Annotated in this window: 14 protein-coding genes; 8 read left to right on the top strand and 6 right to left on the bottom strand. The window is 68.9% G+C overall.

The features are described from left to right. The first annotated feature begins 42 nt into the window (after nucleotides 1-42). Entirely contained in the window at nucleotides 43-534 is a 492-nt protein-coding gene (locus tag ACFQ91_RS01040; RefSeq protein WP_211978829.1) for a DUF2306 domain-containing protein, read from the top strand. Between the two features lie 102 nt (nucleotides 535-636). On the opposite strand, the gene ACFQ91_RS01035 is transcribed toward ACFQ91_RS01040, so the two are convergent. Continuing rightward, the gene (locus tag ACFQ91_RS01035; RefSeq protein WP_211978830.1) at nucleotides 637-957 is read right to left on the bottom strand and encodes a GNAT family N-acetyltransferase; all 321 of its coding nucleotides are present in this window, start codon (nucleotides 955-957) and stop codon (nucleotides 637-639) included. 158 nt (nucleotides 958-1,115) lie between these two features. Between ACFQ91_RS01035 and ACFQ91_RS01030 the strand changes: the two genes are divergently transcribed. Continuing rightward, entirely contained in the window at nucleotides 1,116-1,703 is a 588-nt protein-coding gene (locus tag ACFQ91_RS01030; protein ID WP_211978831.1) for a GNAT family N-acetyltransferase, read from the top strand. A gap of 129 nt (nucleotides 1,704-1,832) precedes the next feature. Here ACFQ91_RS01030 and ACFQ91_RS01025 read toward each other — a convergent pair whose 3' ends face one another. After that, nucleotides 1,833-2,960 (bottom strand): epoxide hydrolase family protein, encoded by a 1,128-nt coding sequence (locus tag ACFQ91_RS01025; protein ID WP_211978832.1) that lies wholly within the window; start codon nucleotides 2,958-2,960, stop codon nucleotides 1,833-1,835. A gap of 86 nt (nucleotides 2,961-3,046) precedes the next feature. Between ACFQ91_RS01025 and ACFQ91_RS01020 the strand changes: the two genes are divergently transcribed. Beyond that, a complete protein-coding gene (locus tag ACFQ91_RS01020) occupies nucleotides 3,047-4,009 on the top strand; it encodes a YafY family protein (protein ID WP_211978833.1) in 963 nt (320 codons plus the stop codon). Nucleotides 4,010-4,153: 144 nt separating this feature from the next. Here the strand turns inward: ACFQ91_RS01020 and ACFQ91_RS01015 are convergent, their stop codons facing one another. Together ACFQ91_RS01015 and ACFQ91_RS01010 are read right to left on the bottom strand one after the other, a co-directional pair. Beyond that, complete coding sequence (locus ACFQ91_RS01015; protein WP_211978834.1) at nucleotides 4,154-5,560, bottom strand: SLC13 family permease; 1,407 nt, start codon at nucleotides 5,558-5,560, stop codon at nucleotides 4,154-4,156. Nucleotides 5,561-5,715: 155 nt separating this feature from the next. Beyond that, nucleotides 5,716-6,759 carry a YeiH family protein gene (locus tag ACFQ91_RS01010; RefSeq protein ID WP_211978835.1) on the bottom strand — a complete coding sequence of 348 codons (1,044 nt, stop codon included), beginning with the start codon at nucleotides 6,757-6,759 and terminating at the stop codon, nucleotides 5,716-5,718. An 87-nt stretch (nucleotides 6,760-6,846) separates the two neighbouring features. Between ACFQ91_RS01010 and ACFQ91_RS01005 the strand changes: the two genes are divergently transcribed. The 5 genes from ACFQ91_RS01005 to ACFQ91_RS00985 all read left to right on the top strand — a co-directional run bounded on the left by ACFQ91_RS01005 (nucleotide 6,847) and on the right by ACFQ91_RS00985 (nucleotide 12,626). Then, a complete protein-coding gene (locus tag ACFQ91_RS01005; RefSeq protein ID WP_211978836.1) occupies nucleotides 6,847-7,761 on the top strand; it encodes a LysR family transcriptional regulator in 915 nt (304 codons plus the stop codon). A gap of 174 nt (nucleotides 7,762-7,935) precedes the next feature. Further along, nucleotides 7,936-9,204: a PLP-dependent aspartate aminotransferase family protein gene (locus ACFQ91_RS01000; RefSeq protein WP_211978837.1), complete on the top strand. Its 1,269-nt coding sequence runs from the start codon at nucleotides 7,936-7,938 to the stop codon at nucleotides 9,202-9,204. Between the two features lie 136 nt (nucleotides 9,205-9,340). Next, nucleotides 9,341-10,099 (top strand): enoyl-CoA hydratase-related protein, encoded by a 759-nt coding sequence (locus tag ACFQ91_RS00995; RefSeq protein WP_198499534.1) that lies wholly within the window; start codon nucleotides 9,341-9,343, stop codon nucleotides 10,097-10,099. A gap of 87 nt (nucleotides 10,100-10,186) precedes the next feature. Beyond that, nucleotides 10,187-11,824 carry a long-chain-fatty-acid--CoA ligase gene (locus ACFQ91_RS00990; RefSeq protein WP_198499533.1) on the top strand — a complete coding sequence of 546 codons (1,638 nt, stop codon included), beginning with the start codon at nucleotides 10,187-10,189 and terminating at the stop codon, nucleotides 11,822-11,824. Between the two features lie 79 nt (nucleotides 11,825-11,903). Next, nucleotides 11,904-12,626 carry a YceI family protein gene (locus ACFQ91_RS00985; protein ID WP_198499532.1) on the top strand — a complete coding sequence of 241 codons (723 nt, stop codon included), beginning with the start codon at nucleotides 11,904-11,906 and terminating at the stop codon, nucleotides 12,624-12,626. A 46-nt stretch (nucleotides 12,627-12,672) separates the two neighbouring features. Here the strand turns inward: ACFQ91_RS00985 and chrA are convergent, their stop codons facing one another. Both chrA and ACFQ91_RS00975 read right to left on the bottom strand, forming a co-directional pair. Then, a complete protein-coding gene (gene chrA / locus ACFQ91_RS00980) occupies nucleotides 12,673-13,983 on the bottom strand; it encodes a chromate efflux transporter (protein WP_198499531.1) in 1,311 nt (436 codons plus the stop codon). 153 nt (nucleotides 13,984-14,136) lie between these two features. Further along, nucleotides 14,137-15,000 carry a hypothetical protein gene (locus ACFQ91_RS00975; protein ID WP_198499530.1) on the bottom strand — a complete coding sequence of 288 codons (864 nt, stop codon included), beginning with the start codon at nucleotides 14,998-15,000 and terminating at the stop codon, nucleotides 14,137-14,139. Nucleotides 15,001-15,082: the final 82 nt, after the last annotated feature.

The raw sequence follows: 15,082 nt of genomic DNA, 5'->3' as shown, positions 1-15,082 counted from the left end.
TCCACGTTGCCACACTTTGGATAGCGGCACTATCTTAAGTCCATGGACACGCTGCTCATCGCCATCCATGCCATTGCCGCCACGGGTGTCGTCCTGCTCGCACCGGTGCAGGTGCTGCGGCGACCGAAGGATCAGCGCCACAAGGCCATCGGCCGCTCGTGGGTCGTCCTCATGTACTTCGTGTGCGTGAGCGGGATGTTCATCTACTCGATCACCGGCGGGTTCACGTTCTTCCACGCCCTGGCGATCTTCACGTTCTTCACCACGACCCTCGGGGTCATCATGATCCGCCGCGGCCATGTCCGCACCCACGCGTTCAACATGATCGGCTCGTGGCTGGGCGCGGTCACAGCAGGGCTGTTCGCCGTCATCATCCCCACCCGGGAGATCCCCCGGCTCGTCGTCGCCGAGCCCCTGGTGTTCTGGACGATCCTCATGGGGGTCATCGTCGCCGCCACCCTCTGGGTCGCCTATGTGCTGCGCTTCGTCCCGGTGCGCCGTCCCGCCGAGGCGGTCGCGTCACCGGTTGCCTGAGCGCGGGACGGCGCGCCCGCAGGATGTGCGGGCCGCGGAGTTCCTCGCCCCGCACCTCGGGGCAACGCGGAGTCAGGTCGCCTCGACGAGAGCTGAACGAGCTTACGCGAGCGAAGCGTCGAACTCGTGGTTCTTCTCGAGGAAGCCCATGACGTACGAGCACGTCGTGCGGAACCGCAGGTCCGCCTCGGTGGTGGATTCGAGGGCGAACCGCACGAGCTTCGCGGCGATGCCCCGCCCGCCGTACGCGGGGTCGACGATCGTGTGGGTGAAGGTCCGCACGGTGGGCACCCCCGCCTCGGTGGCATCGGTGTCGACATAGTCCGCGGTGCCGATGACCGTGCCGTCATGGGTGACGGTGAAGCGCGACTGGTCGGGGTCATGGGCGATGGTGTAGGTCTCGCCGTCGATGTCGACGTCCATGGCTGCTCCTGCTCTCTGCGGTGGACCCCTCCGCGGGTGGGCCGCGGTGAGGGGAGGGCGCTGTGTCCTCAACCCGAGCCTACCGACTAACCTGGGAAGCGCAGTCGACACCCCGGCGATGCTCCCCGCTCGCCGCCGCAGCAAGGAGCAGTCCCCACATGACCTCGCAGACCCCGGCCACCCTCATCGATGGCTACGAGCTCATCCTCAGCGAATCGGGATTCACCGTCGGATTCCTCGGCGAGGCCGACATCGACGACTACGTCGCGCTCGTCGCCTCCGCCTACCGTGGGGAGGCCTCGAAACAGGGGTGGACGTCCGAAGCCGATCTCCTCAGCGGCCAGCGCCTCGACGCCGCGATGGCCAGGGAGATGCTCGCCGAGGCGGATTCGACGATGCTCCTCGTGCGCGCCCGCGACGGTCAGGCCGTCGGCAGCGTCTACCTGCGGCAGCCCGTCGACGGCGTCGCCTACCTCGGCGTGCTCGCGGTGTCCCCGCTCGGCCAGGGGCAGGGCGTCGGGTCCGCGCTCATCAACCTCGCCGAGGCGTGGGTGGCCGAACGCTGGGGTGCGACCGCGCTGCAGATGAGCGTCATCAACAAGCGCTGCGAACTCATCGCCTACTACGAGCGCCGCGGCTACGTCCGCACCGGTGAGACCGAGCCCTTCCCCTACGGCGACGAGCGCTTCGGGGTGCCCAAGGTCGACGATCTCGAATTCGTCGTCCTCGTCAAACAGCTGGGTTGAGGTGCTCCGCCGGTGAGTGTCGGTCACTCGGGAGTACGACAGCGGTGGCACCGACGGCTGCTCGTCGGCGAGCGAATGGATGGGAACCGCAGTATCGCTGCGGATGGCATCGTGACTTCTGCTCATCGCTCAGGTCAGGGATCCGATCGAGATCCGGATGTCCTCGGCGACGAGTTCGGGTTGCTCCCACGCGGCGAAGTGCCCTCCGCGCTCAGCATATGTCCAGTGGATGAGAGCATCGGTCTGCTCAACCAGCCGACGGACCGGGCGTCCGATGTCGTCCGGCATGACCAGGATGGCTGTGGGGGTCGTGGACGGCTCCAAAGGTTCAGCCCAGCTGGGAAATCCGTACTTGTAGTAGCGGGCCGAGGAGCCGGCCGTGCGGAAGAACCAGTAGATGCTGACCACTGTCAGCATCTCGTCGCGCGCGAGTGCCTCCTCGGGCGCGCTGCGGGCCCCCGACCAGTCTCGGTACCTTTCGATCAGCCACGACATCAAGCCGACAGGGGAGTCGGTCAGGGCATACGCGAGTGACTGTGGGCGGGTCGACTGGAGCATCGCGTATGCACCCACGTCGTAGGTGTAGCGAAGTCCATCGGCAACTGCACGGGCTTCTTCGGGGTCCGTCATGTCGGCCGTCTCCGCGGTGAGACTCTCGCCGCCGAGCAGCCCGGTGGTGTGGATCCCGGCAACATGGCCCGGGTGCCGCAGTCCCAGCTCCCGAGCAATCCCCGCCCCGGTGTCATAGCCGTGCACGAGGTAGCGATCGTAGCCCAGCCGGCCCATCACGCGAGCGAACGCATCGGCTGCCCGCACAAGAGTCCATCCCTCGACGGGTCCAGAGACTCCGAACCCCGGGATCGTAGGGATGACCACGTCGAACGGCTGTCCACCGCTCCGCGGTTCCGTCAGCAGCGGAATCATCCCAAGAAAGTCCGTCGGGCCGGTGGGCCACCCGTGGATCAGCAGCAGGGGTTTGGCCCCGGGGTGGGTCGAGCGGACGTGATGGAAATGAACACTGTGGTCGTCGACGAGAGTGGTGTACTGCGGGAAGGCGTTGATCCGAGATTCCTGTCGCCTCCAGTCGAAATCTCGTATCCAGTACTCGGTGAGGTCCCGGGCGTATGACAACGGCAAGCCGTCGGACCATCCGGCGTCCGAGCGCTCGTCGGGCCAGCGCGTCCTGCGCAGACGCTGACGCAGCTCCTCGAGTTCGGTGTCATCGATGTGGAGGGTGAAAGGCTGAATGTTTTCCATGGCCCTCACGTTAGGAATTCTTCCGGACATAATATGGCCGGAACAGGGCCGAAAGGCCGGTCGGTGATCCGTGAGGGAACGGTGACATGTCCACGATCAGTGTTCGGGTCCTCGAACTGCTTGCGCTGCTGCAGAACCGTCGCCACTGGGGTGGTGAGGAACTGGCGCGACGCCTGGAGGTGAGTCCTCGCACGCTGCGCCGCGACGTCCGAAGCCTGCAGGACCTCGGCTATCCGATCACCACAGTGCGCGGTACAGGCGGCGGCTACCAGCTCGCTCCCGGCGGGTCTCTTCCGCCCCTGGTGCTGGGCGAAGACGAAGCCGCGACAGTCGTCCTGGCCTTGAAGGACGCCGCTACCGGCGCTTACCCGGCAGACCCGTCCGCAGCCGTCACAGCGCTGGCCAAGATCGTGCAGGTTCTGCCCGCGAAGATCCGTCGACGAATTGACTCACTCCAGCATCTCGCTACTCTGCCAGGCCCGTTCGGACACGCGGCTGCCGTCGACACCGGCGTCCTGACTGCGTTGGCGCTGGCCGCACGCGACCATGAGGTCGTCGCTCTCGACTACACCGATGTCAGCGGGAATCGCACACATCGGACTGTCCAACCGCACGTCGTCGTCTCGCTGCATCAACGGCTCTATCTGGTTGCCTTCGACCTTATGGCCTCAGACTGGCGAACCTTGCGAATCGACCGAGCCGCTGACCCCGAACGAACAGGGCAGACGTTCGCGCCGCGGAAGTTGCCCACGGCCGACGCCGCTGAGTACGTCCGCCAGGGCATTGAGTCGGCGCGAACCGTGTACGAGGTGACTGCGAGCGCCGAGTGCTCCGCCGATGCTGCGCGGGAGCGACTCGGAGAATGGGGTGCGGCCGATCCCATCGATGCCGAGAACTGTATCGTTCGCATCTCTGTCAGCAACCTGGATTGGGCCAACTTCGCGCTCGCCGCGCTCGATGTGCCGTTCATCGTTCACTCCCCGGAAGAGGCCATCGACCACGCGGCTGCGTGGGGAGCCAGGCTGACCCGGGCCGCCAACCGACGATGACGCCGTGCCGCGTGCCCACTACTGCGCCCACTCGGGAAACGAACTGCCTGCCGGCACCGTTGTCGCGGAAGCACGACGTGAACCGCAGGGACCATCGTCGCCGGTTGATACGGGTGAATTCCGCGACCGGCGAATTTCAGCCGGTCAGAACATCATCGCCGGCACGACGAGACCGCCGACGAGGACGATGGGCCCGATGATGACCATCGACATGCCGAACTTGACGAGGATCGCCGTCAGCCGCTGCTTCTGATCACCCGGTGCCGTCGCGACGACCGTGGCCCCGAGGGTCGAGAACGGTGAGACGTCGACGACCGCCGAGCAGATGCCGAGCGCTGCGATGAGCGCCCAGCCCGGCACCCCGCCGGCCTCGATGAGCGGCAGGGCGAGGGGGACGAGGGCGGCGAGGATGCCCGTCGTCGACGCGAACGCCGAGACGAGACCGCCGACGACGCAGAGGACGAACGCGGCGATGAGCGGGGAGCCGATCGCCTCGGCGCCCTCACCGAGGAGGTCGACGGCGCCCATCGTCTGGAGCACCCCGACGAAGGTGATGATGCCGCCGACGAGGAGCACCGTCGACCAGTCGATCTTCGGGATCGCCGCCTTGCCGGTGGCCGGATCGACGAGTGCGAGGATCGCCCCGAAGAGGAAGCACAGCAGCCCGATGTCCGGCTCCTGACCGAGGGCTGCGAGGACGACGACGGTGCCGATGAGGGCGACCATGAGCACGACCGTGAGGATCTGCACGCCCGTGAATGGCTCCGATGTCGTGGAGCCCGCCGAGGCGGTCGAGGAGTCGAAGAGCGCTTCGTCCTCGTCGTCCTCCCCGAAGGCGACCTTCGTCGCCGAGGCCCCACCGCGGGAGATCCGCGCGGCAGTGCCGGTCGCCTGTGCCGAGGCGGTGCCCGAGTCGGCCGCGGCCGCGCCGGCTCCGGCGGCCGCGGACTTCCGGGAGAAGAGGGAACGGCCGAACATGACGTAGGCGACGGTGAGCATGAGCAGGTAGACGACGACGGCGATGAGGAAGAGGAGGAACGGGTTGAGCCCGATGCCCGCACCTTCGGCGGTGCTGTAGGTGACGATGCCGTAGAGGCTCGTCGGGGCGAATCCGCCGGCGCCGATCGCGAAGCAGATCGCCAGGCCCATGAGCGCGTAGTCGACGTGGTACTTGCGGGCCACCTGCATGCCCACCGGCATCATGACGAGTCCGGCCAGGGGCGCGCCCATCGACGCGATGCCGGCGGTGATGACGAAGAAGACGACGGGCAGGAGCACCGCCGATGACCCCACCTTCTCCAGCGCCCAGTCGATGATCTTGTCGACGGTGCCGTTCTCCTGGGCGATCGCGAAGAAGTACGTCACCCCGGCGAGGAGGACCATGATCGAGAGCGGGAACTCGGCGATGATGTCCTCGACGGTCATGTCCGTGAGCAGCAGTCCGGTGCCGGCGGCGCCGACGAGCATGAGCACGCCGATGTGGACGCCGCGGATCGCTCCGACGGCGAAGAGTGCGATGAAGATGCCTAATGCGATGAGCTGAGCAAGCATGTCGTCCTCGAGGTAGCTGAGCAGTCTCTGTGGGCAATCGGGTGATCTGCTGTGAGACTACCAGCCGGTACGGACGCAGGGATGGAGCGCCGAGGTGGAACGCGCGAACTTCCCGACTATCGGCACAGCCGGTCGGGAAGTCAGGCGGCCTCGACTCAGGTCAGGAGGAGCGCACCGCCGAGGGCGACGAGGGCGACGACGACCGTCGTGATCGTGGCTAGGGCGATCGGGCCGCCGCCGAGGCTCTTGAGCGCGCGCCACTGCACACCGCGGCCGAGGGCGAACATCGCCATCGACAGGCACACCGTCTGCAGCCACCCCAGGCCGGTGACGGCGACCTCGGGGAGGAGCCCGAAGGTGCGCAGCGCGGCCATCGCGAGGAACCCGAGGACGAAGAGGGGAACGATCGGCGGGCGCTTGCCGGCCGGCGCGGGAACGACAGTGTTCTCCGCGTCCGCGGGGCCCGCCTCGGCGGTCGAGGCCCTCACCTTCGCCTCCGACCGGCGCATCGCGAGCTCGAGGACCGCGACGGTCGGGGCGAGCATGATGACGCGGGCGAGCTTGACGAGCACGGCCACCTCGAGGGCGGCAGGGCCGATGATCCCGCCGATCGCGACGACCTGGGCGACCTCATGGGTCGAGGCGCCCGCCCACATGCCCGCGGTCACCGCAGGCAGGCCGAGGGCGCCGCTGGCCAGGGGGATCGCGGCGATCATCACGGTGCCGAAGAGGACGACGAGGCCGATCGCGGCGGCGACGTCCTCCTTCTTCGCCTTCATCGTCGATTCGATGCCGGCGACGGCCGCGGCCCCGCAGATGCCGAAGCCGCAGCCGATGAGGAGTGCGAGGTCGCCGTCGACGCGGGTGGCGCGGGCGAGTCCGACGCTCGTGACGATGCCGACGGCGACGACGACGGCGGCGAGGACGAGGACGGGCCAGCCGAGATCGAGGATGTCCCCGAAGACGACCTGCGCGCCGAGGGCGACGATGCCCAGGCGCAACAGCGGCTTGGCGGCGAAGTCGAGTCCCGGCTTGAGGGAGTCGGGGAGATTCGGGGCGACGTTGCCGAGGATGACACCGAGGATGATCGCGACGAGCAGCGGGGAGATGACGGGGGCGAGGGTCGAGATCGGCCACGCGATCGCGGCGGCTGCCGCAGCGAGGCCGAGACCGGGGAGGAGTCGGCGGACTGTGTTCATGGACTCCAGTCTTCCCCGCGGCCGGGAGGTCCGGTAGACGGTGATTTCGCGTCGACCCATATCGAATTGATATGCCATGATGGCGGTATGCGCGATGTGTCGGATATGCAGCGGTGGCCGGAGCTGCGGGCCCTCGGGCTGCTCGTCGCCCTGAGCGGGGGCGCGCAGTCGATCGGTCAGGCCGCCGAGGCGGTCGGCATCGCCCAGCCCAACGCCTCCCGCAGCCTCACCGGCCTCGAACGCGAACTCGGAGTCCCCCTCCTCACGCGCTCGCCGCGCGGCACCGAACTCACCGCCGAGGGCCAGGCCGTGGCCGAATGGGCCGCGCAGGTCATCGACGCCTACAGTGCCCTCAACGCCGGCACCCGCGCCATCCAGGAGGCGCGGGCGGGGAACGTGCGCGTCTGCGCGTCCCTGACCGTCGCCGAATACCTCCTGCCGAGCTATCTCGCGACCTTCACCTCGGCGCATCCGGGCATCGACGTCGGCCTCGGGGTCGAGAACTCCGCGGCCGTCGTCGCCGAGGTCCGCGCGCAGCGCTGCGACATCGGCCTTGTCGAATCCGTGTCCCTGCCGCCGGGGTTCCCCGCCGCCGTCATCGGCCACGACCGCCTGATGATCGCCGCCGCCCCGTCCTATGGGCAGACGTGGACGGAGCCGATCACCGCCGAGGCGCTCGCCGGGATCCCTCTCCTCGTCCGTGAGGTCGGGTCGGGAACGCGGGAGGTCATCGACACCGCGCTCGCCGAGTTCGGCGGGGCGACGATCGCCGGGGAGTACCGGTCGAACTCGGCGTTGAGGGTCGCCGCAGCCACGGGCGTCGCACCCGTCGTCCTCTCCGATCTCGCCCTGCGCGACGACTTCCGGGCGATGCGACTGGCCCCGCTGCCGGTCGCCGACGACGTCGACCTCGACCGGGCCCTCCATGCGCTGTGGTCGCCGAAGCGCAGGCTGTCGCAGGGGGCGCGGGCGCTTCTCGACCATATGATCGCCGCACAGTAGTCGGTCGCGGCACAGTAGGCAGTCGCGCAGGGCAGGCCGTGCCGCAGACGACTGAGCCGTGCCGGACCGGCCGCGGTGGACTGAGCCGCGGCGGACCGGCTCGCACAGGCTTGGGCTGACCGCGCGGGCGAGACGTCAAAGCGGCGCGGCCTCCGCTCTGCCTATATTGAGGCCATGACGACTCGTGACCCCGCACGCCCGACCCCTGCCTTCGCACCCGAGACCGTCCTCGTCGAGGCGGCCCGACCGCCGCGCGCGACCGGCGCCTCGGTCAACCCGCCGATCGAACTGTCCTCGACATTCATCGGCACCACCGAGGTGAATGACTCCGCGTACGCCTACGGACGGTTCGCGACTCCCGCCTGGACACCGTTCGAGGCCGCGCTCGGCGAACTCGAACACTCGGCGCTGCCGGCACTCGTCTTCGGATCGGGGCTCGCCGCGATCGCCGCGGTGCTCGCCCTCGTGCCCCGCGGCGGCACCCTCGTCATGCCCACGCACGCCTACCAGGGATCGCTCCAATCGGCACAGGAGCTCTCCGCGCGCGCCGGATTCTCCGTCGTCAGCGTCGACATCGCCGACACCGACGCCGTCGTCGCCGCTCTCGACGACATTGTCACGGACGATGCCTCTGCCGGGAACGACGCCGGGGACGTCGCCGCCGGGGACAACGCCGGGGGCGAGAAATCTGACCCCGGCACCGCCTCGGCGCTGCTGTGGATCGAATCCCCGACGAACCCGATGCTCGAGGTCGCCGACATGCCCGCCCTCATCGCCGCCGCACGTGAGCGCGGCATCCGCGTCGCCGTCGACAACACCTTCGCCACGCCCCTGCTCCAGACGCCGCTCGACCTCGGCGCCGACATTGTCGTCCACTCGGTGACGAAGTACCTCGCCGGACACTCCGACGTCGTCCTCGGCGCCGTGATCACCGGCGACCCGGCACTCCGGGAGCTGCTGCTGACCGAGCGGTCGATGCGCGGGGCGATCGCCGGGCCCTTCGAGGTGTGGCTGGCATTGCGCGGGATGCGCACGCTGTCGGTCCGGCTCGAGCGCGCGCAGGACAATGCCCAGATCCTCTCCGAGCGCCTGAGCCGCCGTGCCGGTGTCGCCGAGGTCCGCTACCCGGGACTGCCCGCCGACCCCGGTCACGCACGGGCGAGCGCACAGATGGCCGGGTTCGGCGCGATCGTCGCCTTCACCGTCGACACAGCGGAGCAGGCCACCGCGATCGCCGAGGCGGTCCGGCTGTGGACGCCGGCGACCTCGCTCGGCGGGGTCGAGTCCCTCATCGAACGCCGGCGCCGCCATGCCTCGGAGCCGACCTCGGTGCCCGAAGGCCTGCTGCGCCTGAGCGTCGGCATCGAACACGTCGACGACCTCTGGGCCGACCTCGACGCCGCGATCACCGCGGCCACGGGGGAGACCGGAGACGGCGTGTGAGCGGCGACCCTCGTGTGAGGTGACCCGCCCGTGACTCGAGAATTCCTCCTCGCGTTGCAGAAGTGTGACCCACGACAACTTAACGTGCGTTAAGCTTGGCGCAGGGAAACCCATCTCCGTCAGCGAAGGAGCCGTCTTGAGCTCAAGTGTCCTCGTCGATCACCGTGACGGTGTCGCGACCATCGCGATCAACCGCCCCGACACCCTCAACGCGCTCAATGCCGAAGCGTTCCGCCGCCTCGGGGAGGCCATCGCCGAGGCGGCGGCCGATGCCCGCGTCATCATCCTCACCGGCAGTGACCGATCCTTCAGCTCGGGTGCTGACCTCCAGAGCGGCAACGACGACGTCACCCTCGATCTCGACGAGGCCAACGCGATCATCCGCGCGCTCATCGATGTGCCCGTTCCCACCATCGCCGCGGTGTCTGGGCCGGCCGCCGGGATCGGCTGCTCGCTGGCGCTGGCCTGCGACTACGTCGTGATGAGCGAGGACTCCTACCTCATGCTCGCCTTCGCGAAGATCGGCCTCATGCCCGACGGCGGGGCCACCGCCCTCGTCGCCGCCTCGGCGGGTCGCCACCGCGCGATGAAGATGGCGCTGACGGCCGAGAAGGTGTGGGCACCGGAGGCCCTCAACTGGGGACTGGCGAGCGAGGTCGTGCCCGCCGGGGAGCAGCTCACCCGCGCCCGTGCACTCGGCACCGCCTGGGCCCAGGGCGCACCGCTGGCCTTCTCCCGCTCGAAGTCGGCGATCAACGAAGCGAGCCTGACCTCCCTCGACGACGCCTTCAGCCGGGAATCGGCCGATCAGACCTACCTGCGCGGCACCCGCGACTTCGCCGAGGGGGTGTCGGCCTTCATCGAGAAACGCGTCCCCCGCTTCGTCGGCCGGTGACGCCGACTCGCCGCGGCACCCGCCCCCGCCTCGGCGAGCTCACCCGCACCACAAGCCCCACCACGAGTGAACGAACAAAGGAGTCTCATGCTCACTGGCATCCCGTCGACCCTCGGCGACAGCTACCAGCTCAACACCACGTCGATGATCAGGCACGCGGCCACGGTCTTCGGCGAACAGGAGGTCGTCTACCGCAACTCGGACGGATCGTGGGGACGATCGAACTACGCCGACGAGTTCAAGCGGATGGCGCAGCTCGCCCACGGCCTCACCGAACTCGGCGTCGGTGCCGGTTCGATGGTCGGCGTCCTCGACTGGAACTCCCGCCGCCACTTCGAGCTCTACTTCGCCGTCCCCGGACTCGCGGCCACGATGCTCCAGCTCAACCTCCGGCTCGCCCCCGAGGACCTCGCCTACGTCGTCAGCCACTCGAAGTCCGACTGGATCTTCGTCGACGAATCCCTCCTGCCCGTCGCCGAGGCGCTCGCCCCGAAGCTCGACGTCAAGGGCTGGGTGGTCATGACCGACAAGCCTGCCGATGAGATCGAGACGACGCTGGAGAACGTCGTCTTCTACGAGGACCTCATCAAGGACAAGCCCGACACCTACGACTGGCCAGTCGTCGATGAGAAGACCGCCGCCTACGCCGGCTACACGACCGGCACCACGGGCAGGCCCAAGGGCGTCTACTACTCGCACCGGTCGATCTACCTCCACACGATGGGCGGCCTCGCGGCGCTGGGCGCTTCGTTCGACGACACGATCATGCCGATCACCCCGATGTTCCACGTTCTGTCCTGGGGATTCCCGCAGAACGCCGTCGCCGCCGGGGCCAAACTCGTCCTGCCCGGCAAGTTCGCCGCCGAGGAGTTCGGGGCGATCGCCAAGGCGTTCATCGCCGAGAAGGTCACGCTCGCCAACGGCGCACCGGCGATCTTCGCGCCGATGCTCGCGATGATGAAGGACATGCCGCAGCCGCCTGATCTCAGCGGTGTGCGCCTCGTCTCCGGCTCCTCCGAGCCGCCGCTGTCGATGATGCGCGGGTTCAAGGAGATCACCGGGGCCGATGTCATCCACGGCTACGGGGCGACGGAGACGACGCCGCTGGCGACGACGAACTGGCACATCAAACCCGGACTCGACATGGACGAGGAGGAGCGCTGGGACTTCAAGCGCTACCAGGGTCTGCCGGTCATCGGCGTCGAGGTCAAGGTCGTCGACCCCACCGGTGAGGAGCTGCCCCGCGACGGCAAGTCGATGGGCGAGGTCCTCATGCGCGGCCCGTGGATCACCGAGTCCTACTTCCAGCTGCCGGACAACTCCGAGCGCTTCCTCGACGGCTGGTGGCGCTCGGGCGACGTCGGGGTCATCTTCCCCAACGGCTACCTCAAGCTCACCGACCGTCTCAAGGACGTCATCAAGTCCGGCGGCGAGTGGATCTCCTCGATCGACATGGAGAACGCGATCCTCGACAGCCCGAGCGTCAAGGAGGCCGCCGTCATCGGCGTCCCGGACGAGAAATGGCAGGAGCGGCCCGTCGCCTACGTCGTCGCCGAGGACGGCGCCGAGGTGACCCGGGAGACGATCGTCGAGGTCCTCGGCGACAGGTTCGCGAAGTGGCAGCTGCCCGACGAGATCATCGTCACCGACGAACTGCCGCGCACCTCGGTGGGCAAGCTCGACAAGAAGCTCCTGCGCAAGACCTGGGAGGACGCCGAGGCCTGATCCGCTCCCAGGGACTGTCCAGTCCCTCTCCAGGTGAAGGGCCTGGTCGAGCTGTAGTTGAAGTTTGTACGGTGACAGTATGACGAACTCAACTGCAGCTCGCCGGCCCTTCTACTCCCGTCCGCTCGTGTGGATCATCGCTCTCATCGCCATCGCTGTGCTCGTCGCGGGCGCGCTGGTCGGCACGAAGCTCTACACCTCATCACAGAACACCGCGGCTCCCACGGAGTTCGCCAACGAGGACATCGCCTCAGGCTCAGGAGGCGCCGACGGTGCGGCAGGGAGCATCGCCGGGCAGTGGACGATCGGGGAGGGATCGGAGGCCGGATACCGGGTCGACGAGGTCCTCAACGGCGAGGACGTCACCGTCGTCGGTCGCACTCCCGACGTCACGGGCGACATCACGATCGACGGCAGCGAGCTCACGGCCGGGACGGTGAGCGTCGATCTGCGGACCGTGACGACCGACAGCTCCCGGCGCGACAACTACTTCTCCGGGCAGGCCATCGATACGAATGCGAACCCGGAGGCGACGTTCACCGCGACCGGACCGGTCGATCTCACAGCGCTGAGCGACTCCGGCAGCGCCGAGATCGACATCCCGGGCACCCTCGAGATCAACGGGCAGACCCAGGAGGCGACGGCGCAGACGACGGCGACCCGCGCCGACACCGGCCTCTCCGTCGTCGGTGCGATCGACGTGACCTGGCAGGACTACGGAGTGGAACCGCCGAACCTCGGCTTCGTCTCCGTCGAGGATGCCGGCGTCGTCGAATTCTCCCTCGCGCTCACCCAGGGCTGAGGCCCGAATCCCGCCCCCGATCCCAGCCGATCGGGGGCGAGTGCGCTCAGAGCGCGATCGCGCCGATCGCCGCGGCGATGAGGACGACGGCCCAGGCCGGCAGGTTCCAGCGGGTCAGGGCGATGAACGCGGCGAGTGCGATCGCCAGCGTCGCCGGGCTGGTGATGCCCTCGACGAACACCGGGTCGAAGAGTGCGGCGCCGAGGAGGCCGACGACGGCGGCGTTGACCCCGAGCAGGGCGCGGCGGGCGTGGACCGAGCCGTGGAGGCTCTGCCAGAACGGCAGGGCCCCGACGGTGAGCAGCCCGGCGGGGAGGAAGATCGCGAGCAGCGCGATCGTCGCACCGAGGAGGCCCGTCGGCTCCGTCGTCATCGACGCTCCGAGGAAGGCCGCGAAGGTGAAGAGCGGTCCGGGCACCGCCTGCGCCGCACCGTAGCCGGCGAGGAAGGTCTCACTGTCGACGAGGCCGGCCCGCACCGTCTCCGCATCGAGCAGCGGCAGGACGACATGGCCTCCGCCGAAGACGAGCGAACCGGCGCGGTAGAAGATGTCGGTCAGCCGCAGCGTCGGATCACCGGTGAGCGCCGTCGCGATCGGCAGGAGGACGAGGAGGGCCGCGAAGACGAGGAGAGCGGCGGCTCCGACCCTCTTCGACACGGAGACCCGGAACCCCGTCGGCGCGCTCGCCTCCGACTCCGCTGACCGGCCCGACTCGGTCCCGTCCGAGGACTCTGTCTCCTCCGCGGAGGCCGACGTCTCCTCCGCGGCCGCGGCGGCCGCCTCGGCGCGGATTGTCGCCTCCTCCGGTCGCAGCCAGGTGAGGCCGAGACCGGCTCCGACGATGATCGCGAGCACCTGCACGATGGGGAAGGGGATGAGGAGGACGATGACCGCGGCGAGGCCGGCGATCGTCGCGCGTTTGGCATCCGGGGCCAGCGACTTCCCCATCCCGAGGACGGCGCCGGCGACGATGGCGACGGCAGCGGCCTTGACGCCGTCGAGCCATCCAGTGCCGAGCGCGTCCCCGAACGCGTCGAATCCGTAGGCGAAGGCGACGAGCACGATCGCCGAGGGCATGGTGAACGCGAACCACGCCGCGAGCAGGCCGCCGAACCCGGCGCGCTGCAGACCGATGGCCATGCCGACCTGCGATGATGCCGGCCCGGGAAGAAACTGGCAGAGCGCGACGACATCGGCGTAGGCGGAGTCGGTCAGCCACCGGCGGCGGACGACGAAGGTCTCGCGGAAGTAGCCGAGGTGCGCGACGGGGCCGCCGAAGGAGGTGAGACCGAGGCGCAGGAAGACGCGGAAGACCTCGCCCACCGTGCCCGGGTGCCGCGTGACCGTTGTGCTCATCCGCTCTCCTCGTTCATCGACTCGCGCACCGACCGCCGTGTGCGGGCCGCGCCCGCGGCCCAGTCAACGGCGTGAACATGACGGACAGGTGAACTCGGCCCCGAGAGCGTCGAGACCCGGGAGCGTCGTGCCGCGGACGAGACCGCCCCCGGCTCACGGATGGTGGAGGAGGTATGTGCCGCCCTTGAGGCACGTGTCGAGGACCCAGCCGTCGGCGACGAGGGCGGTGAGCGACTCGCGCAGGGCCAAGCGCCACCTTGTCGCGAGTTCGGGGTCGTGGCGGCGGAGGTTCTCGATGTCGGAGGGGAAGTCGAGGGAGACGACGGCGGCCTCCCGCGGCACCTCGGCGACGAGCGGGGCACCCGACTCGTCGGCGCGCAGGCACGCGAACGCGGCGTCGGCGGAGACCGCGGGCACCCGGGCCGGCCGGTCGAGCGGCCACGACACCATCATCCGGTCGCTGGCCTGACCGGCGTTGACGCCGTCGCGCATCTGCCCGTAGAAGTCCTCGAGGTATTCGACCATGCTCACGCCGAGGCGCTGGAAGTTGAAGTACGCGTTGCGGGCGATGAGCGGATCGAACGTCCACGTCATCTCCGTGATCCCCAGCCGCAGACACCACAGCCGCTGGTGGAGCTTCATCGCCGATCCCGCGCCGTGCCCGATGTGCTCGTGCCGAACCCCGGCGATGTGGGAGTGCATGACGGTGCCGAGCGGCTGGCCGAAGAATCCGATCGTCACCCCGATCATCTCCGCAGGGTCGTCACGGCTGTACGCCGCCGAGACGTAGTTGCCGGCATGGGCGAAGGCGACGATGAGCCCGGGTTCGAGGACGTTCGTGCCGGTCTGGTCGACGTTCCACACCTCGTCGAGGAGCAGTGAGGCCTCGGCCGCCTCGGCGGCGGTGTGGAGTTCCCGGACCTCGACGTTCGCCATCTCGGCGGCGGCCGCGAACTCGTCCTCGGCCACAGCCAGGGTCTCGGAGTCGACGGGTCTGAGTCCGGGGTGCGCTGCCATGGTGTCATTGTGCCACTGAACGCCCCGGTGAGAGCCGTCACGGGCGAAGATTTTCGTCGCTCTCAAGGGCCCCTGCCGTGCC

Source organism: Brevibacterium sp. NPDC056726 (assembly GCF_042790515.1).
Taxonomy (GTDB): domain Bacteria; phylum Actinomycetota; class Actinomycetes; order Actinomycetales; family Brevibacteriaceae; genus Brevibacterium; species Brevibacterium sanguinis.
Note: the sequence above shows the minus strand (reverse complement) of the source record. Positions and strands in the feature narration are given on the sequence as shown.

What these genes read in the sequence shown, in the direction of transcription:
- ACFQ91_RS01040 (WP_211978829.1), top strand. Translation starts at nt 43, where the DNA reads ATGGACACGCTGCTCATCGCCATCCATGCCATTGCCGCCACGGGTGTC.
- ACFQ91_RS01035 (WP_211978830.1), bottom strand. Translation starts at nt 957, where the DNA reads ATGGACGTCGACATCGACGGCGAGACCTACACCATCGCCCATGACCCC.
- ACFQ91_RS01030 (WP_211978831.1), top strand. Translation starts at nt 1,116, where the DNA reads ATGACCTCGCAGACCCCGGCCACCCTCATCGATGGCTACGAGCTCATC.
- ACFQ91_RS01025 (WP_211978832.1), bottom strand. Translation starts at nt 2,960, where the DNA reads ATGGAAAACATTCAGCCTTTCACCCTCCACATCGATGACACCGAACTC.
- ACFQ91_RS01020 (WP_211978833.1), top strand. Translation starts at nt 3,047, where the DNA reads ATGTCCACGATCAGTGTTCGGGTCCTCGAACTGCTTGCGCTGCTGCAG.
- ACFQ91_RS01015 (WP_211978834.1), bottom strand. Translation starts at nt 5,560, where the DNA reads ATGCTTGCTCAGCTCATCGCATTAGGCATCTTCATCGCACTCTTCGCC.
- ACFQ91_RS01010 (WP_211978835.1), bottom strand. Translation starts at nt 6,759, where the DNA reads ATGAACACAGTCCGCCGACTCCTCCCCGGTCTCGGCCTCGCTGCGGCA.
- ACFQ91_RS01005 (WP_211978836.1), top strand. Translation starts at nt 6,847, where the DNA reads ATGCGCGATGTGTCGGATATGCAGCGGTGGCCGGAGCTGCGGGCCCTC.
- ACFQ91_RS01000 (WP_211978837.1), top strand. Translation starts at nt 7,936, where the DNA reads ATGACGACTCGTGACCCCGCACGCCCGACCCCTGCCTTCGCACCCGAG.
- ACFQ91_RS00990 (WP_198499533.1), top strand. Translation starts at nt 10,187, where the DNA reads ATGCTCACTGGCATCCCGTCGACCCTCGGCGACAGCTACCAGCTCAAC.
- ACFQ91_RS00985 (WP_198499532.1), top strand. Translation starts at nt 11,904, where the DNA reads ATGACGAACTCAACTGCAGCTCGCCGGCCCTTCTACTCCCGTCCGCTC.
- chrA (WP_198499531.1), bottom strand. Translation starts at nt 13,983, where the DNA reads ATGAGCACAACGGTCACGCGGCACCCGGGCACGGTGGGCGAGGTCTTC.
- ACFQ91_RS00975 (WP_198499530.1), bottom strand. Translation starts at nt 15,000, where the DNA reads ATGGCAGCGCACCCCGGACTCAGACCCGTCGACTCCGAGACCCTGGCT.